Annotated in this window: 18 protein-coding genes; 15 read left to right on the forward strand and 3 right to left on the reverse strand. The window is 73.2% G+C overall.

Features of this window, described 5'->3' with window-relative positions; genetic code table 11:
* Positions 1–212 precede the first annotated feature (212 nt).
* Positions 213–1,211 (forward strand): DNA polymerase III subunit delta, encoded by a 999-nt coding sequence (gene holA, locus AB0E05_RS20905; RefSeq protein ID WP_361965808.1) that lies wholly within the window; start codon positions 213–215, stop codon positions 1,209–1,211.
* A gap of 218 nt (positions 1,212–1,429) precedes the next feature.
* On the opposite strand, the gene rpsT is transcribed toward holA, so the two are convergent.
* A complete protein-coding gene (gene rpsT / locus AB0E05_RS20910; protein WP_361965543.1) occupies positions 1,430–1,696 on the reverse strand; it encodes a 30S ribosomal protein S20 in 267 nt (88 codons plus the stop codon).
* A gap of 263 nt (positions 1,697–1,959) precedes the next feature.
* On the opposite strand from rpsT, the gene lepA reads away from it, so the two are divergent.
* The 4 genes from lepA (at position 1,960) to AB0E05_RS20930 (ending at position 8,471) form a co-directional block, all read left to right on the forward strand.
* Positions 1,960–3,828, forward strand: coding sequence for a translation elongation factor 4 (gene lepA / locus AB0E05_RS20915; protein ID WP_361965545.1), 1,869 nt, complete (start codon positions 1,960–1,962; stop codon positions 3,826–3,828).
* A gap of 293 nt (positions 3,829–4,121) precedes the next feature.
* A complete protein-coding gene (locus AB0E05_RS20920; RefSeq protein ID WP_361965547.1) occupies positions 4,122–6,020 on the forward strand; it encodes a long-chain fatty acid--CoA ligase in 1,899 nt (632 codons plus the stop codon).
* Positions 6,021–6,171: 151 nt separating this feature from the next.
* Positions 6,172–7,404 carry a radical SAM family heme chaperone HemW gene (gene hemW / locus AB0E05_RS20925; protein WP_361965549.1) on the forward strand — a complete coding sequence of 411 codons (1,233 nt, stop codon included), beginning with the start codon at positions 6,172–6,174 and terminating at the stop codon, positions 7,402–7,404.
* 266 nt (positions 7,405–7,670) lie between these two features.
* A complete protein-coding gene (locus tag AB0E05_RS20930) occupies positions 7,671–8,471 on the forward strand; it encodes a HEAT repeat domain-containing protein (protein ID WP_361965551.1) in 801 nt (266 codons plus the stop codon).
* 36 nt (positions 8,472–8,507) lie between these two features.
* Here AB0E05_RS20930 and AB0E05_RS20935 read toward each other — a convergent pair whose 3' ends face one another.
* Together AB0E05_RS20935 and AB0E05_RS20940 are read right to left on the reverse strand one after the other, a co-directional pair.
* Complete coding sequence (locus tag AB0E05_RS20935) at positions 8,508–9,323, reverse strand: DUF3097 domain-containing protein (RefSeq protein WP_361965553.1); 816 nt, start codon at positions 9,321–9,323, stop codon at positions 8,508–8,510.
* Positions 9,324–9,333: 10 nt separating this feature from the next.
* Positions 9,334–10,056, reverse strand: a complete 723-nt coding sequence (locus AB0E05_RS20940) for an MBL fold metallo-hydrolase (protein ID WP_361965555.1) — start codon at positions 10,054–10,056, stop codon at positions 9,334–9,336.
* A gap of 210 nt (positions 10,057–10,266) precedes the next feature.
* Between AB0E05_RS20940 and hrcA the strand changes: the two genes are divergently transcribed.
* The 10 genes from hrcA to AB0E05_RS20990 all read left to right on the forward strand — a co-directional run bounded on the left by hrcA (position 10,267) and on the right by AB0E05_RS20990 (position 20,515).
* Positions 10,267–11,295, forward strand: a complete 1,029-nt coding sequence (gene hrcA, locus AB0E05_RS20945) for a heat-inducible transcriptional repressor HrcA (RefSeq protein ID WP_361965557.1) — start codon at positions 10,267–10,269, stop codon at positions 11,293–11,295.
* Complete coding sequence (gene dnaJ, locus AB0E05_RS20950) at positions 11,296–12,435, forward strand: molecular chaperone DnaJ (RefSeq protein WP_361965559.1); 1,140 nt, start codon at positions 11,296–11,298, stop codon at positions 12,433–12,435. It begins immediately after the preceding gene.
* A 161-nt stretch (positions 12,436–12,596) separates the two neighbouring features.
* Complete coding sequence (locus AB0E05_RS20955) at positions 12,597–13,700, forward strand: nitronate monooxygenase (RefSeq protein WP_361965561.1); 1,104 nt, start codon at positions 12,597–12,599, stop codon at positions 13,698–13,700.
* Positions 13,697–14,440, forward strand: coding sequence for a 16S rRNA (uracil(1498)-N(3))-methyltransferase (locus AB0E05_RS20960; RefSeq protein ID WP_361965563.1), 744 nt, complete (start codon positions 13,697–13,699; stop codon positions 14,438–14,440). The genes AB0E05_RS20955 and AB0E05_RS20960 overlap by 4 nt, the downstream gene beginning before the upstream one ends.
* Before the next feature lie 469 nt (positions 14,441–14,909).
* The gene (locus AB0E05_RS20965) at positions 14,910–15,470 is read left to right on the forward strand and encodes a hypothetical protein (RefSeq protein WP_361965565.1); all 561 of its coding nucleotides are present in this window, start codon (positions 14,910–14,912) and stop codon (positions 15,468–15,470) included.
* 52 nt (positions 15,471–15,522) lie between these two features.
* Positions 15,523–15,882 carry a histidine triad nucleotide-binding protein gene (locus tag AB0E05_RS20970; protein ID WP_361965567.1) on the forward strand — a complete coding sequence of 120 codons (360 nt, stop codon included), beginning with the start codon at positions 15,523–15,525 and terminating at the stop codon, positions 15,880–15,882.
* Between the two features lie 13 nt (positions 15,883–15,895).
* Complete coding sequence (locus tag AB0E05_RS20975) at positions 15,896–16,804, forward strand: ribonuclease Z (protein ID WP_361965569.1); 909 nt, start codon at positions 15,896–15,898, stop codon at positions 16,802–16,804.
* A 57-nt stretch (positions 16,805–16,861) separates the two neighbouring features.
* Positions 16,862–17,869 carry an adenosine deaminase gene (locus tag AB0E05_RS20980; protein ID WP_361965571.1) on the forward strand — a complete coding sequence of 336 codons (1,008 nt, stop codon included), beginning with the start codon at positions 16,862–16,864 and terminating at the stop codon, positions 17,867–17,869.
* Positions 17,870–17,979: 110 nt separating this feature from the next.
* Positions 17,980–19,275 carry an enolase C-terminal domain-like protein gene (locus tag AB0E05_RS20985; RefSeq protein WP_361965573.1) on the forward strand — a complete coding sequence of 432 codons (1,296 nt, stop codon included), beginning with the start codon at positions 17,980–17,982 and terminating at the stop codon, positions 19,273–19,275.
* A gap of 196 nt (positions 19,276–19,471) precedes the next feature.
* Positions 19,472–20,515, forward strand: a complete 1,044-nt coding sequence (locus AB0E05_RS20990) for a PfkB family carbohydrate kinase (RefSeq protein ID WP_361965810.1) — start codon at positions 19,472–19,474, stop codon at positions 20,513–20,515.
* Positions 20,516–20,597 lie beyond the last annotated feature (82 nt).

Consider the following 20,597-nt stretch of genomic DNA (forward strand, 5'->3'; position numbering starts at 1 on the left):
TGGTCATTGTCCGTCACCCGCCCCGACCCCCGACCCCGACCCCCGACCCCGACCCCGACCCCGACCCCGACCCCCGACCCCGACCCCGACCCCGACCGCCATCAGTCCGGCGGCCCGGTCCGCAGCAGGCCCCGCCCCGGGCCGCCTCGCGCCCGCTCGTGCTCCGCCACCCGGGGCGGGGTTGTCGGTGCACCGTGGGATGCTGGAGCGCGATGGCCACCAGGAAGAACTCGACAGACGACCCGCTCGCTCCGGTCACCCTCGCGGTGGGGCAGGAGGACCTGCTCCTCGACCGTGCGGTGCAGCAGGTGGTGGCGGCGGCGCGGGCCGCCGACGCCGACACGGACGTGCGCGACCTCACCGCCGACCAGCTCCAGCCCGGCACCCTGGCCGAGCTGACGAGCCCGTCGCTCTTCGCCGAGCGCAAGGTCGTGATCGTGCGGAACGCCCAGGACCTCTCCGCCGACACGATCAAGGACGTCAAGGGCTACCTCGGCGCGCCCGTCGAGGAGATCACCCTGGTCCTGCTGCACCCCGGCGGGGCCAAGGGCAAGGGGCTGCTGGACGCGGCCCGCAAGGCGGGGGCCCGGGAGGTCGCCTGCCCCAAGACGACGAAGCCGGCGGAGCGGCTGACGTTCGTGCGGTCCGAGTTCCGCACGCTCGGGCGGTCCGCGACGCCCGAGGCGTGCCAGTCCCTCGTCGACGCCATCGGCAGCGACCTGCGGGAGCTGGCGAGCGCCGTCTCCCAGCTCGTGGCGGACGTCGAGGGCACGATCGACGAGGCCGTCGTCGGCCGCTACTACACCGGCCGCGCCGAGGCGTCCAGCTTCACGGTCGCCGACCGTGCCGTGGAGGGCAGGGCGGCGGAAGCGCTGGAGGCCCTGCGCTGGTCGCTGTCGACGGGCGTGGCCCCCGTGCTGATCACCAGCGCGCTCGCCCAGGGCGTACGAGCCATCGGCAAGCTCTCCTCCGCCCGCGGCGGACGCCCCGCCGACCTGGCGCGGGAGCTGGGGATGCCGCCGTGGAAGATCGACCGGGTGCGGCAGCAGATGCGCGGCTGGACGCCGGACGGCGTGGCCGTCGCGCTGCGCGCCGTCGCGGAGGCGGACGCCGGGGTGAAGGGCGGCGGCGACGACCCGGAGTACGCGCTGGAGAAGGCCGTCGTCACCATCGCCCGCGCGGCCCGCTCCGGCCGCGGCACCCGAGCCTAGGGCCTCACACGGACCCCATGCCGAAGGCCCCGAGCGGGGAGCTCGGGGCCTTCGGCTACTGCTGGGTGGGCCCGCACCTGCGTGGCGAACGCAGGACCAAGTGCGGGTCCGAGACGTCGACGGGGAGCGGATGAGAGAGGGCCCGCTCGGATCCGTCGACGATCAAGTCTTCCGGTCGCCGTCCACGAGGGACGTCACCGGAGGTGGTGCCTGGGTGATCAGCCCTGCAGGGTGGCAGTCTTCGACGCCAGCGCCGACTTCTTGTTGGCGGCGGCGTTCTTGTGGATGACGCCCTTCGAGACGGCCTTGTCGAGCTTGCGGCACGCCTCACGCGTGGCCGCGGTGGCCTTCTCGACGTCGCCGGCGGCGACGGCCTCGCGGGCCTTGCGGATCGCGGTCTTGAGCGAGGACTTGACGGCCTTGTTGCGCAGGCGCGCCTTCTCGTTCGTCTTGTTCCGCTTGATCTGGGACTTGATGTTCGCCACGAAAGAGCCTTTTCAGGTTCGATTGATCTTCGATGAGCGCGTCCCCTGCACCGCGCGGTGCGAACGACCCCCGCGGTTGACCCTCGGGAGCGCCCGCCCGTCGGGCACGAGACACAGCTGACCACGTTACCAGCCGGCTTCCGAGCGGCCCAAACCGGGCGCAGTCCCGTACGCGTGGGACCATGGAGGCTACGTATCGATCCGCCATCGCCCGAGACGAGACGCCAGGCGTCGCCGGGGCGTCTCAAGAATCAGGACCCTGCGTGCCCGCGACTCCTCCCAACGTGCCCGAGCCGAGCCGTACCGACCCGGCGCTGATCCGCAACTTCTGCATCATCGCGCACATCGACCACGGCAAGTCGACGCTTGCCGACCGGATGCTCCAGCTGACCGGGGTGGTCGAGCAGCGGCAGATGCGTGCTCAGTACCTCGACCGCATGGACATCGAGCGCGAACGCGGCATCACGATCAAGTCCCAGGCCGTCCGTCTGCCGTGGGCGCCCACCGAGGGCGAGGGCCAGGGCCAGACGCACATCCTGAACATGATCGACACCCCGGGGCACGTGGACTTCACCTACGAGGTCTCCCGCTCCCTGGCCGCCTGCGAGGGCACGGTCCTGCTGGTGGACGCCGCCCAGGGCATCGAGGCGCAGACCCTCGCCAACCTCTACCTGGCGATGGAGAACGACCTCGCGATCGTCCCCGTCCTCAACAAGATCGACTTGCCGGCCGCCCAGCCGGAGAAGTTCGCCGAGGAGCTGGCGAACCTGGTCGGCTGCGACCCGGACGACGTGCTGAAGGTCTCCGCCAAGACCGGTCTGGGCGTCGAGGCGCTGCTGGACCGCGTGGTCCGCGAGGTGCCCGCGCCGGTCGGCGTCGCCGATGCCCCCGCCCGCGCGATGATCTTCGACTCGGTCTACGACTCCTACCGCGGCGTCGTCACCTACGTCCGGGTCGTCGACGGCCAGCTCGGCAAGCGCGAGCGCATCCGCATGATGTCCACCGGCGCCACCCACGAACTCCTGGAGATCGGCACCAACTCGCCCGAGATGCTCCCGGCCGACGGCCTCGGCGTCGGCGAGGTGGGCTATCTGATCACCGGTGTGAAGGACGTCCGCCAGTCCAAGGTCGGCGACACCATCACCCAGCAGCACAAGGGCGCCGAGGAGGCCCTCGGCGGCTACAAGGACCCCAAGCCGATGGTGTTCTCCGGCCTCTACCCGCTGGACGGCTCGGACTACCCCGAGCTGCGCGACGCCCTCGACAAGCTCCAGCTCAACGACGCCGCCCTGGTCTACGAGCCGGAGACCTCCGCCGCCCTCGGCTTCGGCTTCCGCGTCGGCTTCCTCGGCCTGCTGCACCTGGACGTGATCCGCGAGCGCCTGGAGCGCGAGTTCGGGCTCGACCTGATCGCGACCGCGCCGAACGTGGTGTACCGCGTCCTGATGGAGGACGGCACCGAGCACACGGTCACGAACCCGAGCGAGTTCCCCGAGGGCAAGATCGACGAGGTGTACGAGCCCGTCGTGAGGGCCACGATCCTCGCCCCCAGCGAGTTCATCGGCTCGATCATGGAGCTCTGCCAGAGCCGCCGCGGCACGCTGCTCGGCATGGACTACCTGTCCGAGGACCGGGTGGAGATCCGCTACACCCTCCCCCTCGCGGAGATCGTCTTCGACTTCTTCGACCAGCTGAAGTCCAAGACCCGCGGTTACGCCTCGCTGGACTACGAGCCCACCGGTGAGCAGTCGGCCCAGCTCGTGAAGGTCGACATCCTGCTGCACGGCGACAAGGTCGACGCCTTCTCCGCCATCACGCACCGGGACCAGGCGTACGCGTACGGGGTGCGGCTGGTCGCCAAGCTGAGGGAGCTGATCCCGCGGCAGGCGTTCGAGGTGCCCATCCAGGCCGCCATCGGCTCCCGCGTCATCGCCCGCGAGACCATCCGGGCCATCCGCAAGGACGTCCTCGCCAAGTGCTACGGCGGTGACATCTCCCGGAAGCGGAAGCTGCTGGAGAAGCAGAAGGAGGGCAAGAAGCGGATGAAGATGGTCGGCAGCGTCGAGGTGCCGCAGGAGGCGTTCATCGCGGTCCTCTCCAGTGACGACAGCGGCGGCAAGGGCAAGAAGTAGCCGCCCCGGCGGGTCGCGGACGGCACCTTCGAGCACCTTCGCCGTCCGCGTCCCGTGCCCCGCAGGCACCACTTGCACCCCGGGCGTCCCGCGCACCCGTTCGGCGTCACCGTGAAGCCGTCGGCTCCATCCCCTTACGCAGGGGCTATGGCGCGTTCTAATGTGAGCGCGGCTCGATAGTTACTCGCCAGTTAAATACAGCCGTCGTGCGTAAAACACAGCCCGTCGTGCACGGTCGTGCAGTGCTCGTGCAGCGCTGCCGGTGCCGAGCTGCCGACCGCCCGGAGGACGTCTTGAGCGATACCCAGACCATGATCGAGAACCGCCCGCCCTCGGTGGCGACCCTGTTCACCGAGCGCGTGGACGCGACGCCGGACGCCGAGGCATACCGCTATCCGCTCCCCTCGGCGACGGCCGACGGCCCCTCCGAGTGGGCGTCGCTGAGCTGGCGGGAGACCGCGGACCGGGTGTACGCGATCGCCGCCGGCCTGGTCGCGCTCGGCGTCCGCCCCGAGGACCGGGTCGCCGTCCTGTCCACGACCAGGATCGAGTGGATCCTGGCCGACCTGGGCGTGATGTGCGCGGGCGGTGCGACGACGACGGTCTATCCCTCCACGAACGCCGAGGAGACGGCGTACATCCTCGCCGACTCAGGCAGCCGGGTGCTGGTCGCCGAGGACGCCTCCCAGCTCGCCAAGGCCCTCGCCCACCGCGCCGACCTCCCCGAGCTCCAGCACGTCGTCGTCGTCGATGCCGAGGGCATCGACGCCGTCACGGAAGGCGACGGGGCCGCCGACGACTTCGTCCTCACCCTCGACGACCTCGAAGAGCGCGGCCGGGCCCACCTGGAGGCCCAGCCCTCGGCCGTCAAGGACCGGATCGACGCGATCACCGCCACCCAGCTCGCGACGCTGATCTACACCTCCGGCACCACCGGCCGCCCCAAGGGCGTCCGGCTGCCGCACGACAACTGGTCGTACATGGCCAAGGCCATCGCCGCGACCGGGCTGATCAGCCGGGACGACGTGCAGTACCTGTGGCTGCCGCTCGCCCACGTCTTCGGCAAGGTGCTGACCTCCGGGCAGATAGAGGTCGGCCACGTCACCGCGGTCGACGGCCGCATCGACAAGATCGTGGAGAACCTGCCGGTCGTCCAGCCCACCTACATGGCGGCCGTCCCCCGGATCTTCGAGAAGGTCTACAACGGCGTCTCGGCCAAGGCGCGCGCCGGCGGCCCCGCCAAGTACAAGATCTTCCAGTGGGCGGCCGGCGTCGCCCGCGAGTACGCCAAGGTCACCCAGGACAACTTCCGGCGCACCGGCACCGCCTCCGCCCCCTTCGGGCTGAGCGCCCAGCACAAGCTCGCCGACGCCCTCGTGTACGGGAAGCTGCGCGAGGCGTTCGGCGGCCGGCTGCGCGCCGCGGTCTCCGGCTCGGCCGCCCTCTCGCCCGAGATCGGCTACTTCTTCGCCGGCGCCGGCGTCCACGTCCTGGAGGGGTACGGACTGACCGAGTCCAGCGCCGCGTCCTTCGTGAACCCCGGCGAGGCGTACCGCACCGGCACCGTCGGCAAGCCGCTGCCCGGCACGGAGGTGCGGATCGCGGAGGACGGCGAGATCCTGCTGCGCGGCCCCGGCATCATGGACGGCTACCACGGCCTGCCGGAGAAGACCGCGGAGGTCCTGGAGGAGGACGGCTGGTTCCACACCGGTGACATCGGGGAGCTGTCCAACGACGGCTACCTCACCATCACCGACCGCAAGAAGGACCTGATCAAGACCTCGGGCGGCAAGTACATCGCGCCGACGGAGGTGGAGATCCAGTTCAAGGCGACCTGTCCGCTGGTCTCCAACGTGGTCGTCGTCGGCGCCGGCCGCAACTACTGCAGCGCCCTGATCGCCCTCGACGAGGCGGCGCTCCTCGGGTGGGCCGCGGAGAACGGCCTGGAGGGCAAGGCGTACGCGGAGGTGGTGGCCGATCCCGCCACCACGAAGCTGATCCAGGGGTACGTGGACCAGCTCAACGAGGGCCTCCAGCGCTGGCAGACCGTGAAGAAGTTCCGGATCCTGCCGCGCGACCTGGACGTCGAGCACGGCGACCTCACGCCCAGCCTCAAGCTGAAGCGGCCGGCCGTCGAGCGCGAGTTCCAGGGCCTGATCGACGAGATGTACGCGGGCCAGAACGAGCAGTAGCCGCCCGCAGCCGGGCCGGGCCGGGCCGGGCCGCGCCACCAGCACCAGGACGGGCCGGCCCGGCGCAGGCTGGCCCGCCGCCGCCGCCGCCGCCGCCGTCGGCAGCCCGGCCCGGCTCCGGACCGGTCCGGGGTGTCGGACAATGGGACCCATGCCTTCCGTACTGCCCGACGGCGAGCCCGTGCCCGACGACGGGACGCTGCCCGCGTCCGCGCTCGCCGGGGCCGCCGACCGCCCCCTCGCCTTCTACCTGCACGTGCCGTACTGCGCCACGCGCTGCGGGTACTGCGACTTCAACACCTACACGGCGACGGAGCTGCGCGGATCCGGCGGAGTGCTCGCCTCCAGGGAGAACTACGCGGCGACCCTCGCCGAAGAGGTACGGCTGGCGCGCAAGGTCCTCGGCGACGACCCGCGCCCGGTGCGCACCCTCTTCGTCGGCGGCGGCACCCCCACCCTGCTCGCCGCTGCCGACCTGGTGGCGATGGTGGACGCGGTGCGCAGCGAGTTCGGGCTCGCGGACGACGCCGAGGTCACCACCGAGGCGAACCCGGAGTCCGTGGACGCCGCCTATCTGGCGGAGCTGCGGGCCGGCGGCTTCAACCGCATCTCCTTCGGCATGCAGAGCGCCCGCCAGCACGTCCTGAAGGTGCTGGACCGCACCCACACCCCCGGCCGCCCCGAAGCGTGCGTCGCCGAGGCCCGCGCCGCCGGCTTCGACCACGTGAACCTCGACCTGATCTACGGCACCCCCGGCGAGTTGGACGACGACTGGCGGGCGTCCCTGGAGGCGGCCGTCGGCGCCGGGCCCGACCACGTCTCGGCGTACGCCCTGATCGTCGAGGAGGGCACCCAGCTCGCCCGCCGCATCCGCCGCGGCGAGGTGCCCATGACCGACGACGACGTCCACGCCGACCGCTACCTGATCGCCGACGAGCTGCTGTCCGGCGCCGGCTACTCCTGGTACGAGGTCTCGAACTGGTCGACCACGGACGCCGGCCGGTGCCTGCACAACGAGCTGTACTGGCGCGGCGCCGACTGGTGGGGCGCGGGCCCCGGCGCCCACAGCCACGTCGGCGGGGTCCGCTGGTGGAACGTGAAGCACCCGGGCGCGTACGCCGCCGCCCTCGCCGAGGGCCGTTCGCCCGGCGCCGGCCGCGAGGTGCTGACCGCGGAGGACCGCCGGGTCGAACGCGTCCTGCTGGAGCTGCGGCTGCGCGGAGGCGTCCCGCTCTCCCTGCTGCGCCCCGCCGGGCTCGGCGCGGCGGCGCAGGCACGCGCGGACGGCCTGCTGGAGCCCGGGCCGTACGAGGAGGGGCGCGCGGTCCTCACCCTGCGCGGGCGCCTGCTGGCGGACGGCGTCGTCCGCGACCTCGTCGACTAGGCCCGGTCTTTCGGATCTTGCTGGGCTCGCGTGCCCCGGCACCGCTCCCCCTGGGCCTTCGGCCCGGGAGGTACCCCCACGCCGCGTTCTCGTCGGTCACCGACGGCCCCCTTCGCCCGGAAGGCGTGGGGGGACCCCCATGCATCCAGCCTGATCCGAAGGAAAGGACCTGCCCGACCGAACCGCAGAAGATCCCCGGGCCCGGTAGCCGTGGGCCGTCGGGGGCGCGGCCGAGCCGGGGGACCCATCACCTACGATCCCGTGTCATGGCGATGTTCGTGCACATGACCTCGGCGGCGAACGCGGCGCGCATCCGACGGTCGGGGATCCGGGCGGTCAGCCACGGACAGGGCGGCGCGCGGGGCGTCTACTGCTTCCCGGTGCTGCCGTCGTACGCCCTTACCCACCAGTGGCTGCGGGAGCTGGCCCGCTTCGGCAGCCGGGGCGGTCTGGTGGCCGTCCACGTGCGGCTCGACGACGCCGAGGACGTGCTGGTCGGCCGCTATGCCGACCGGATGCGGGACGCCCAGGCAACCGTCCCCGCGGCACAAGCGGTGCGGCGGATCGCGACGCTCGACGATCCGCGCGGGTGGGAGGTGTTCGTCCCGCGGGCCATCCGGCCGCGCGAAGTGCACCGGGTCCGCGCCGTGCCGCAGGTGGCGGGCTGGCGGTACGTGCCGGGCGCGCACGGCGCGCGCCCCTGCACCTGCGTCGGGTGCCGCGTACGCGGCGGGTACGGGGCGCGGCGCCTGCGCGAGCGGTTGCCGCACCCGCTGGACGGTCCGTCGCCGCCCGTCAAGGTGCTGCTCGCCCGGGTCGCAGCCGCAGACCCGGGGGATCCGGCCGCGCTGCGGGACGCGCTGTACTGGTTCGGCACGCGTCGGCGCGGCCCGCTCGCCCGGTTGAGCCGCCTCGCCGCCCACCCCGCCCCCGAGGTGCGGGAGGGGCTGGTGTGGGCCGTCTTCCGCTGGTCCACCCCGGGGGTCGCCGAACTGCTGGACGGTCTCGCCGATGACCCGCACCCGAGCGTCCGGGAGGCGGTGGAAGAAGTCCGAGCCCTGCAATGACCACCTCCCGGACCGCGACGGAGGGGGCCGGCCGCGTCACTCGCCCGTGACGAAGTCGATCAGCTCCTCCACCCGCCCCAGCAGCTCCGGCTCCAGGTCCTTGTAGGAGCGGACCCGGGAGAGGATGTGCTGCCAGGCCGCGCCGGTGTTCTCCGGCCAGCCGAGCGCGCGGCACACGCCCGTCTTCCAGTCCTGCCCGCGCGGCACCTCGGGCCAGCCGCGGATGCCGAGCGCCGACGGCTTCACGGCGCCCCACACGTCGACGTACGGGTGCCCCACCACCAGCACGTGCGGATCGGTCACCGAGGCCGCGATCCGGGACTCCTTCGAGCCGGGCACCAGATGGTCGACCAGCACCCCGAGGCGGGCGTCCGGCGCCGGGCGGAATTCGGCCACGATCGCCGGCAGGTCGTCGATGCCCTCCAGGTACTCCACGACGACCCCTTCGATCCGCAGGTCGTCGCCCCACACCCGCTCCACCAGCTCGGCGTCGTGCCGGCCCTCCACGTAGATGCGGCCGGCCCGCGCCACCCGGGCCCGTGCCCCCGGGACCGCCACCGACCCCGAGGCCGTGCGCGCCGGCCGCGCCGGAGCGCCGGCCCCCGGCCGCACCAGCGTGACCACCTGCCCGTCCAGCAGGAAGCCTCGCGGCTCCATGGGGAAGACCCGGTGCTTGCCGAAACGGTCCTCCAGAGTCACCGTGCCCGCCTCGCAGCGCACCACCGCGCCGCAGAAGCCCGTGCTGACCTCCTCCACCACCAGGTCGGGGGCAGAGGGGTCGGCCGCCACCTCCGGCGCCGGCGCCGGCTTCTTCTTCCAAGGAGGTGTCAGATCAGGGCTGTAGCTGCGCATTCGCCCGACGCTACGACACCCCGAACCGCTCCGCCAGCGCGGCCCGCTGGGCCCGTACGAACGCCGCGTCCACCACTGCGCCATGCCCCGGCACGTACGCCGCGTCCGCGCCGCCGAGCGCCAACAGCCGGTCCAGCGCGGCCGGCCAGCGCGCCCCGATCGCGTCCGGTCCCGCCTGCGGCTCGCCCGACTCCTCCACCAGATCGCCGCAGAACACCACTTCGGGCTCGCCCGGCACCAACACCGCCAGGTCGTGGCCGGTGTGCCCGGGGCCGACGTTCGCCAGCAGCACCTGCCGCCCCCCGAGGTCCAGCGTGCGCTCCCCGGAGACCAGGTGGGTCGGCGCCACCAGCACCTCGGCCGCGGCAGCCGCCTCGTCCTCCGGCACCCCGTGGCGCACGGCGTCCGAGCACAGCACCTCCGCCTCCCGCCGCAGCAGCGCGTCCATGCCGACCGCGCCGAACACCTCGGCGCCCGCGAAGGCCGCCGTTCCCATCACGTGATCGAAATGGGGGTGGCTCAGTGCGATGTGCGTCACCCTGCGGCCGGACAGCAGCGCCTCGACCTGGGCGCGCAGCTCGGCGCCCTCGCGGAGGGTGGACCCGGTGTCGTACAGCAGTGCGCCGTCCCGACCCACGACCAGGCCGCACGTGGCGTCCCACCCCGGCAGCCGGCGCCGCCCCACCCCGTCCGCCAGCCGCTCCCAGCCGAGGTCTTCCCAAGTGACGTTCATACGGCGACGCTACTGCCAGGGTCCTTGAGGGCGGCACCGGCCGGGAACCGACCAGGACGGGGCCCGCGCACGGTAGCGTGACCGGTCGCCCTTGCTACGGCCGTACCCGGCAGCCGTACACTGGCACGGGAAAATCCTGGCACTCGGACCCGGGGAGTGCCAGGCGGTCACCGAGGCACGACCTAGAGACACCAGCTGGAGGTGCGCACGATGCTGAGCGAACGCAGACTCAAGGTCCTGCGCGCCATCGTCCAGGACTACGTGGGCACCGAGGAGCCCGTCGGCTCCAAGGCGCTCACCGAACGGCACCAGCTCGGGGTCTCCCCGGCCACCGTGCGCAACGACATGGCGGTGCTGGAGGACGAGGGCTTCATCGCCCAGCCCTACACCAGCGCCGGGCGCATCCCCACCGACAAGGGGTACCGCCTCTTCGTCGACCGGCTCGCCGGGGTCAAGCCGCTGTCGGCCCCCGAGCGGCGCGCCATCCAGGGCTTCCTGGAGGGCGCCGTCGACCTCGACGACGTCGTGGGGCGCACGGTGCGGCTGCTGGCGCAGCTGACCCGGCAGGTCGCCGTCGTGCAGTACCCCTCGCTGAATCGCTCCACCGTCCGGCACGTGGAGCTGCTGTCCCTGGCGCCCGCCCGGCTGATGCTCGTGCTGATCACGGACACCGGCCGCGTCGAGCAGCGGGTCATCGACTGCCCCGCGCCCTTCGGCGAGGCGTCCGTCGCCGATCTGCGGGCCCGGCTGAACAGCCGGGTGGTGGGTCGGCGGTTCGCGGACATCCCGCAGCTGGTGCAGGACCTCCCCGAGTCGTTCGACGAACCGGACGACCAGGGCACGGTCGCCACCGTGCTCTCCACCCTCCTCGAAACCCTCGTCGAGGAGACCGAGGAACGGCTGGTGATCGGCGGCACCGCCAATCTCACCCGCTTCGGACACGACTTCCCGCTCACCATCCGGCCGGTGCTCGAAGCCCTTGAGGAGCACGTGGTGCTGCTCAAACTGCTCGGCGAGGCCACGGAGTCGGGCGGAATGGGCATGACCGTGCGCATCGGTCACGAGAACGCCCACGAGGGCCTCAACGCAACGTCCGTCGTTTCCGTCGGTTACGGTTCGGGCGGCGAGGCAGTTGCCAAACTCGGCGTGGTCGGACCGACCCGCATGGACTACCCCGGAACGATGGGAGCGGTACGCGCAGTGGCACGTTACGTCGGACAGATCCTGGCGGAGTCGTAAGTGGCCACGGACTACTACGCCGTACTGGGCGTACGCCGCGACGCGTCGCAGGACGAGATCAAGAAGGCATTCCGCCGCCTCGCCCGCGAGCTGCACCCGGACGTGAATCCGGACCCGAAGACCCAGGAGCGGTTCAAGGAGATCAACGCCGCTTACGAGGTGCTGTCGGACCCGCAGAAGAAGCAGGTCTACGACCTCGGCGGCGACCCGCTGTCCCAGGCCGGCGGCGCCGGTGGCGCGGGCGGCTTCGGCGCGGGCGGCTTCGGGAACTTCTCCGACATCATGGACGCCTTCTTCGGCACCGCGTCCCAGCGCGGGCCGCGCTCGCGCACCCGGCGCGGCCAGGACGCCATGATCCGGCTGGAGATCGAGCTCAACGAAGCCGCCTTCGGCACGACGAAGGACATCCAGGTCGACACCGCCGTGGTGTGCACCACCTGCTCCGGCGAGGGCGCAGCGCCCGGCACGTCCGCGCAGACCTGCGACATGTGCCGCGGCCGTGGCGAGGTCTCCCAGGTCACCCGCTCCTTCCTGGGCCAGGTCATGACCTCCCGGCCCTGTCCGCAGTGCCAGGGCTTCGGGACCGTGGTCCCCACCCCCTGCCCGGAGTGCGCCGGCGACGGCCGCACCCGTTCGCGGCGCACCCTGACGGTGAAGATCCCCGCCGGTGTCGACAACGGCACCAGGATCCAGCTCGCCGGCGAGGGCGAGGTCGGTCCCGGCGGCGGCCCCGCGGGCGATCTGTACGTCGAGATCCACGAGCTGCCGCACTCGGTGTTCCAGCGCCGGGGCGACGACCTGCACTGCACCGTGACCATCCCCATGACGGCGGGCGCGCTCGGCACCAAGGTGCCGTTGGAGACCCTGGACGGCATGGAGGAGGTCGACATCCGGCCCGGCACCCAGTCCGGCCAGTCGATCCCGCTGCACGGCCGCGGCGTCACGCACCTGCGCGGCGGCGGACGCGGCGACCTCATCGTGCACGTCGAGGTCACCACGCCCAGCAAGCTCGAACCCGAGCAGGAGCGGCTGCTGCGCGAGTTGGCGAAGCTGCGCGGCGAGGAGCGGCCCCAGGGGCAGTTCCAGCCGGGCCAGCAGGGGCTGTTCTCCCGGCTGAAGGACGCCTTCAACGGCAGGTGACGGCCGGGTGTGCCGACCGGCGTGACGCGCCGGTCGGCGGTGCCCCCTGGCGTACGCCCCGCACCGTGCGCGGACGCGTGCGGACGCCCTGAGGGGCCGGGGGCAAACGCCGCAGCGGGGTCGATTCGTGGCGGGCCGGCCCGCGGTGGCACGATGCAGGCATGTCCTCCTCGCCCGCCACCCCGCGAACCCCGTCCGATCTCTGCCACCACCCCCTGGTGCAGGCCCCGATGGCGGGCGGCGCCTCCGGGCCCCTGCTCGCGGCGGCCGTCTCCGAGGCGGGCGGGCTCGGCTTCCTCGCGGCCGGTTACAAGACCACCGGCGGGATGTACCAGGAGGTCAAGGAGATCCGGGCGCTGACCTCCCGGCCGTTCGGCGTGAACCTCTTCATGCCGCAGACCCGGGCCGCCGACCCCAGCGCCGTCGAGGTCTACCGACAGCAGCTCGCCGGCGAGGCCACCTGGTACGAGACCGAGCTCGGCGACCCGGAGACCGGCTGGGACGACGGCTACGAGGCCAAGCTGGCGATCCTGCGCGACGACCCGGTGCCGGTGGTCTCCTTCACCTTCGGCTGCCCGACCCCCGAGGTCCTCGCCTCCTTCCGCGCGGTCGGCACGTTCACCGTCGTCACCGTCACCACCCCCGACGAGGCGCAGGCCGCCGCCCGCGCCGGTGCGGACGCGCTCTGCGTCCAGGGGATCGAGGCCGGTGGACACCAGGGCACCCACCGGGACGACCCCGCGGCCGACGGCAGTTCGGTCGGGCTGCTGACCCTGCTCGCGCTGGTGCGCTCGGCCGTGGACCTGCCCCTCATCGCGGCCGGCGGGCTGATGCGCGGCAGCCAGATCGCGGCCGTGCTCGCCGCGGGGGCGTCCGCGGCGCAGCTCGGCACCGCGTTCCTGGCCTGCCCCGAGTCCGGCGCGCACCCGCTGCACAAGCAGGCCCTGACCAACCCGCTGTTCGCCCGGACCGAACTCACCCGCGCCTTCACCGGGCGGCCGGCCCGCGGGCTCGTCAACCGCTTCCTGCGCGAACACGGCCCGTACGCCCCCTCCGCTTACCCCGAGGTGAACCATCTGACCAGCCCCGTGCGGAAGGCCGCCGCGGCGGCGGGGGACGCCCAGGGCATGGCGCTGTGGGCCGGCCAGGGCCACCGGCTGGCCCGCGCGCTGCCCGCGGCCGAGCTGGTCGACACCCTCGTCGCCGAGATCGCCGAGGTCACCGCGGCCGGCGAGCGCTTCACCCACCCGGAGGAGTCCCGGTGACCGCACCCGTCTTCGTCGTCGACTCCCTCGAAGGCGTCCGGCCCGGCGCCGTCCTCACGCTGGAGGGGCCCGAGGGCCGCCACGCCGTGTCCGTGAAGCGTCTGACGGCCGGCGAACAGGTCGTCCTCACCGACGGCCGCGGCCGGGGCGCGGCCGGCGTCGTGCTGCGCACCGAGGGCAAGGACCGGCTCGTGGTGGAGCCGGTCGCCTTCCCCGAGGAGCCCGAGCCCGCGCCCCGCATCACCGTCGTCCAGGCGCTGCCCAAGGGCGACCGGGGCGAAGTCGCCGTCGAGACCATGACGGAGACCGGCGTCGACGCGGTCGTGCCGTGGGCCGCCGCCCGCTGCATCACCCAGTGGCGCGGCGAGCGGGCGGCGAAGTCGCTGGCGAAGTGGCGCGCCACCGCCCGCGAGGCGGGCAAGCAGTCGCGCCGGCTGCGCTTCCCCGAGGTCGCGGAGGCGGCCACCACCCGGCAGGTGGCGGCGCTGCTCGCGGACGCGGACTTCGCGGCCGTGCTCCACGAGGAGGGGGCGCAGCCGCTGGCGACGGCAGCGCTGCCGGCCGAGGGGTCCATCGTCGTGGTGGTCGGCCCGGAGGGCGGGGTGTCCCCGGACGAGCTGGCGGTCTTCGAAGCGGCGGGGGCGCGGCCGTACCGGCTGGGCCGCAGCGTCCTGCGGACGTCGACGGCGGGTACGGCGGCGACGGCGCTCCTGCTGGCGCGTACGGGCCGCTGGTCCTGACGGGCCCCGCCGGCCTCGTGCGCCCGGGCGGCACGCGCTCGCCCCGCCCGGGCGATACGCCAGACCCACCCGCCGTAGCCCTGCGGGCACGCTCGTCTCTGCGGACCGTGGTGGGTCGTTCGCGCAGCTGCGCCCCCTACGCCCAGAGGGCGTGGGGGGGACCTCCAGCGCCCCTGTTTCGCTTCCCCCGTCACTTAAGTGCGGGCTGAGGGCAGGGTGTTCAGGGGCGCGGGGAACCGCGCGAGCAACCACAATGCACCCGCAGAGACCGATGGCTCCCGCAGGGTTACGGCGGGTACGTCCAGGGGCGCGACAAGCCACAGCCCAGTCGCAGGGGCACCGCGAAGGTGTCCGGGCCCCGGGGGAGGCGGGCCGCTCCAGTGTTCGGGTACTCCGAACGGGTGATCTCTGGCCGCAACCGACCTACCGCTCCCCGCCCCTCGGTGCCACTCTTCCGAGCATGCCGGGTATGAGACGCAGAACGACGGTGCGGGCCGCCACGGCCGGCTTGGCGGGCGCGGCGCTGGTGGTGCTGACCGCGTGCGAGCCGACCGCGCACGAACTCTCCGCCAACTCCGTCTCGCTGACGACCGACCAGACCGCGACCAGCACGCTGGAGCGGATCGGCTTCGACGTGCGCTGGTTCAGCTGCACCACCACGGTCGAGCGCGCGGAGGGGAAGAACGGCGACGGGGACGTACGGGGCGACGGCGCCACCAAGCCGGCGCCCGGCGGGGTCACCGAGCCCGCCACCGTCGCCTGCGAGGGCAAGACCCGCAAGGGCCAGCCCATCACCCTCAAGGGCAAGGTGACGGACGAGATCGCCGGCGCGTGCGTACGCGGCGACCTCGACGCCCGGGTCGACGGACAGCTCGTCTTCGAGGCGCGCTACCTCGGGAACTGTGCGGGCGGACCGTCCGGCACCACCACCCGCGACGCGTCCACCCGCCGGCCCGCCGCGGACGAACGCGCCCGCCCCACCGTCACCGTCACGGTCACCGAGACCGTCACGGCGACCCCGCGGAAGTGACGGATACGATGGCGGGCGCAGCACACCAGCGACGACCCGAGGAGGAGCCGGCATGGCCGGAGAGGCCCAGGCGGACTGCCTGTTCTGCAAGATCGTCGCGGGGGAGGTGCCCGCCACCCTGGTGCGGGAGACCGACACCGTCGTCGCGTTCCGGGACATCAATCCGCAGGCGCCCACGCACGTCCTGGTGATCCCCAAGGCGCACTACCCGGACGCCGCGTCGCTCGCCGCCGGGGCGCCGCAGATCGCCGCCGACGTGCTGCGGGAGGCGGGCGAGGTCGCCGCCGAGGAGAAGCTGGACGGCACCGGGTACCGCGTCGTGTTCAACACCGGCTCCGGCGCCGGACAGACCGTCTTCCACGCGCACGCCCACCTCCTCGGCGGACGCGGCCTCGCGTGGCCCCCCGGATAGGACCGGCCAGCACGTGTCCGTACGAGAACTCGTGGTCCTCGGCACTGCGAGCCAGGTCCCCACGCGCCACCGCAACCACAACGGCTACCTGCTGCGCTGGGACTCCGACGGCATCCTGTTCGACCCCGGCGAGGGCACCCAGCGGCAGATGCTGCGCGCCGGGGTCGCCGCGCACGACATCGACCGGATCTGCATCACGCACTTCCACGGCGACCACTCCCTCGGACTCGCCGGGGTCATCCAGCGCATCAACCTCGACCGGGTCCCGCACGAGGTCACCGCGCACTACCCGGCGAGCGGTCAGCGGTTCTTCGAGCGGCTGCGGTACGCCACGGCGTACCGCGAGACCGTCTCGCTGACCGAGGCCCCGCACGCGGCGGACGGGGTGCTCGCGCGCACCCCCGCATACACCCTCCACACGCACCGGCTCTCGCACCCCGTGGAGTCGTACGGCTACCGCCTCGTCGAGCCGGACGGCCGGCGCATGCTGCCGCAGAAGCTGGCCGAGCACGGCATCCGCGGGCCGGCCGTGGGGCTGCTCCAGCGGACGGGCGAAGTCGACGGCGTCACCCTGGACGAGGTGAGCGAGCACCGCCCCGGGCAGCGCTTCGCCTTCATCATGGACACCCGGCTGTGCGACGGCGTGTACGCCCTCGCGGACGGCTGCGACCTGCTGGTCATCGAGTCCACCTTCCTCGACGAGGACGAGCGCCTGGCCGCCGACCACGGGCACCTGACGGCCGGACAGGCGGCCCGGGTGGCGCGGGACGCCGGCGTGCGCCACCTGGTGCTCACCCACTTCTCGCAGCGCTACCCCGACGCCGAGGAGTTCGAGCGACAGGCGCGGGCCGCCGGGTACGAGGGCGAACTCACCGTCGCCCACGACCTGCTGCGCGTGCCCGTGCCCAAACGCACCACCTGACCCTCCAGTACCTGCACCATCAGCACCACCTGCACCAACGCGAGCGAGGACCCGACCGTGCCGTTGCCCAAAGCCGAACTCCACCTCCACATCGAAGGCACCCTCGAACCGGAACTCGCCTTCGCGCTCGCCGCGCGCAACGGCGTCGCCCTGCCCTACCGGGACACCGAAGAGCTGCGCCGCGCGTACCTCTTCGAGGACCTCCAGTCCTTCCTCGACCTGTACTACGGCCTGATGGCGGTGCTCCACACCGAGGACGACTTCGCCGAACTCGCCGACGCCTACCTCGCCCGCGCCGCCGCGCAGGGCGTGCGCCACGCCGAGATCTTCTTCGACCCGCAGGCGCACACGGCGCGCGGCGTGCCCATCGGCACCGTCATCGAGGGCCTGGCCCGCGCGCTGGACGCCGGCGAGGAGCGGCACGGCGTCTCCACCCGGCTGATCATGTGCTTCCTGCGCGACCGGCCCGCCGCCGAGGCGATGGAGACCCTTGAGGCGGCCCGGCCGTACCTGGACCGCATCACGGCCGTCGGCCTGGACTCGGCGGAGGTGGGACACCCGCCGTCGAAGTTCCGCGAGGTGTACGAGGCCGCCGCCGCCCTCGGGCTGCGCAAGGTCGCGCACGCGGGGGAGGAGGGCCCGCCCGCGTACGTCCTCGAAGCGCTGGACGTGCTCGGCGTGGAGCGCGTGGACCACGGGCTGCGCTGCATGGAGGACGCGGAGCTGGTGGCGCGGCTGGTCCGCGAGCGGATGCCGCTGACGCTCTGCCCGCTGTCGAACGTACGGCTGCGGGCGATCGACACCCTGGAGGCGCACCCGCTGCCGCGGATGATGGACGCCGGCCTGCTGTGCACCGTGAACTCCGACGACCCCGCCTACTTCGGCGGCTACGTCGGCGACACCTTCCACGCGGTGCACGAGGCGCTGGGGCTGGACGCCGAGCGGCTGCGCGAACTGGCGCGCAACTCCTTCGTCGCGGCCTTCCTGGACGACGACGAGGAGCGCAGGGCCCGGCTGATCGCCGAGGTCGACGCGTACGACTTCGCCGCCGGAGCGGCCGGGTGACCGGGCGGACGCAGCGCTGACCCGGTGCCCAACGACCCGTTGACGGGCCTCAGTTCACCTACCTAGCCTCGATTCCCGAATGTGTACGCGAGCGGGTGGGAGGGCGGCGCATGCTCCGGGATCTGAGGGTCAGCGACGTGCGGATCACCCCGGTCCTCGTCGCCGATCCACCGCTGTTGAACGTCCAGGGCGTGCACCAGCCGTACACGCCGCGCTTGATCGTCGAGGTCGGCACCGTCGACGGGGTCGACGGCGTCGGCGAGACCTACGGGGACGCGGCGTATCTGGAACTGGCCGCCCAACTGGCCGAAGCGCTGCCCGGCCACCGGGTCACGGACGTGAACGGACTGCACCGGCTCGCCGAAGTGGTGTGCCGCGCCGGCAGCGCACAGGAGGCGGGCTCGGTGGACGCCGCCGGTCTGCGGAGCGTGCGCACCAGCGAGAAGTTACGCCTCTCGGTGGTCTCGGCGTTCGAGGTGGCCCTCCTCGACGCCCTCGGCAAGAGCCTCGACCTGCCCGTGCACGCCCTGCTCGGCGGCAAGGTCCGCACCACGGTCGAGTACAGCGCGTACCTCTTCTACCGGTGGGCGGCCCACCCGGGCGGTGCCGGCGAACCGGACGACTGGGGCGCCGCCCTCGACCCCGCGGGCGTCGTCGCACAGGCCCGTCGCCTCGCCCGCGACCACGGCTTCCGCTCCTTCAAGCTCAAGGGCGGCGTCTTCCCGCCGGACGAGGAGGTCGCGGCCGTCCGCGCGCTGGCGGAGGCGTTCCCCGGGGCGCCGCTGCGGCTCGACCCCAACGGCGCGTGGTCCGTGGAGACCTCGGTGCGCGTCGCGGACGAACTGCGGGACGTCCTGGAGTACCTGGAGGACCCGACGAGCACCACCGCGCACATGGCCGAGGTCGCCGCCCGCACCTCCGTGCCGCTGGCCACCAACATGTGCGTGACCACCTTCGCGGACCTGCCCGAGGCGCTGGAGCGCGGCGCGACCCAGGTCCTCCTCAGCGACCACCACTACTGGGGCGGGCTGCACAACACCCGCGAACTGGCCGGGATCTGCCGCGTCCACGGCCTCGGGCTCTCCCTGCACTCCCACACCCACCTGGGCGTCAGCCTCGCCGCGATGACCCACGTCGCCGCCGTCGTGCCCAACCTCGACTACGCCTGCGACAGCCACTACCCCTGGCAGACCGAGGACGTCATCACCGAGCGGCACGTCTTCGACGCCGGCGCGCTCCCGGTCGACGGACGGCCCGGGCTCGGCGTCGAACTGGACCGCGGACGGCTGCGCGCGCTGCACCAGCGGTGGCTCGACGACGACGGGGCGCTGCGGGACCGCGACGACGCCCGGGCGATGCGCGCGACCGACCGTTCGTGGACGGTGCCGACCGTGCCGCGCTGGTAGGCGCGGGCCGTGCGGCTTTCCCAGCGCCGGGCGGGCGTGGATTTGGCAGACTGACCGGATCTGCACCACGCACAGGAGCGCCACGGTGACCACGCGACACGGAACGCAGCACCCTCAACCCCGGCACACCCACTCCCACGTTCACCCCCACCCCCATCCCAACCGGCACGCCAGCCTCCTCGACCCGCTCGCGCCGCTGCGCGCGCCGGACGACCCGTACTGCGACGTGTACCTGACGGGGACGGTGTTCCTCGACATCATCCTGACCGGCCTGGACTGCGCGCCGGTGCGCGGCACGGAGTCCTGGGCCCGCGGCATGGGCTCCAGCCCCGGCGGCGTCGCCAACATGGCCACCGCGCTCGCCCGGCTCGGGCTGCGCACCTCGCTCGCCGCGGCCTTCGGTGACGACCACTACGGCGACTACTGCTGGGACGCCCTGGAACAGGGCGAGGGCATCGACCTCAGCCGGTCGCGCACCGTGCCCGGCTGGCACTCGCCGGTGACCGTCTCGATGGCGTACGAGGGCGAGCGGACCATGGTCTCCCACGGCCACGAGGCCCCGCCGCCCGAGCCCGCCCCCGACTGCCCGCCGAGCAGCCGCGCCGCGGTGGCCGCGCTGGAGCCCGGCGGCTCGTCGTGGATCTCCGGCGCGGCGGCCGGCGGCACCCGGATCTTCGCGGACGTCGGCTGGGACGAGACCGGCCGCTGGGACCCGGCGCGGCTGGCGGACCTGGCGCACTGCGAGGCGTTCCTGCCGAACGCGGAGGAGGCCATGCGCTTCACCCGCACCGAGTGCCCGCGGGCCGCCGCGCGGGCGCTCACCGCGTACGTGCCGACCGCGGTCGTCACCCTCGGTTCGGACGGCGCGTACGCGGTCGACGCGGCCACCGGCGAGGCCGCGGAGGTCCCCGCGATCGCGGTGGAGGCGCTGGACCCCACCGGCGCGGGGGACGTCTTCGTCGCGGGCTTCGTCACCGGCACGCTCGCCGGCTGGCCCCTCGCCGACCGGCTGGCCTTCGCCGGGCTGACCGCGGCGCTCTCCGTGCAGGAGTTCGGCGGCTCGCTCTCGGCGCCCGGCTGGTGGGAGATCGCGGCGTGGTGGCAGTACGTGCGGGGGGCGCCGGACCAGGACCCCGCGGCGCTGCGGCGGTACGCCTTCCTGGACGACCTGCTCCCCACCCCCGCGACCCCCCGTCCCCTCCGCCGCGCGGTCCCCACGATCGGCTTCCGCCACGGCTGACGCTCCGCTGGGGCGGCTTGGACCTGCCCGCCGTTGTGGTTGCGGCGCGTTGGTCTCCGCGACCCGGTGGTGGGCTTGCCGC

This window comes from Streptomyces sp. NPDC048057, assembly GCF_040653095.1.
Lineage (GTDB): Bacteria > Actinomycetota > Actinomycetes > Streptomycetales > Streptomycetaceae > Streptomyces.

Coding starts and splice junctions, on each gene's coding strand:
- holA (WP_361965808.1), top strand. CDS start 213: ATGGCCACCAGGAAGAACTCGACAGACGACCCGCTCGCTCCGGTCACC.
- hemW (WP_361965549.1), top strand. CDS start 6,172: ATGCCTTCCGTACTGCCCGACGGCGAGCCCGTGCCCGACGACGGGACG.
- AB0E05_RS20930 (WP_361965551.1), top strand. CDS start 7,671: ATGGCGATGTTCGTGCACATGACCTCGGCGGCGAACGCGGCGCGCATC.
- AB0E05_RS20935 (WP_361965553.1), bottom strand. CDS start 9,323: ATGCGCAGCTACAGCCCTGATCTGACACCTCCTTGGAAGAAGAAGCCG.
- AB0E05_RS20940 (WP_361965555.1), bottom strand. CDS start 10,056: ATGAACGTCACTTGGGAAGACCTCGGCTGGGAGCGGCTGGCGGACGGG.
- hrcA (WP_361965557.1), top strand. CDS start 10,267: ATGCTGAGCGAACGCAGACTCAAGGTCCTGCGCGCCATCGTCCAGGAC.
- AB0E05_RS20955 (WP_361965561.1), top strand. CDS start 12,597: ATGTCCTCCTCGCCCGCCACCCCGCGAACCCCGTCCGATCTCTGCCAC.
- AB0E05_RS20965 (WP_361965565.1), top strand. CDS start 14,910: ATGAGACGCAGAACGACGGTGCGGGCCGCCACGGCCGGCTTGGCGGGC.
- AB0E05_RS20970 (WP_361965567.1), top strand. CDS start 15,523: ATGGCCGGAGAGGCCCAGGCGGACTGCCTGTTCTGCAAGATCGTCGCG.
- AB0E05_RS20985 (WP_361965573.1), top strand. CDS start 17,980: ATGCTCCGGGATCTGAGGGTCAGCGACGTGCGGATCACCCCGGTCCTC.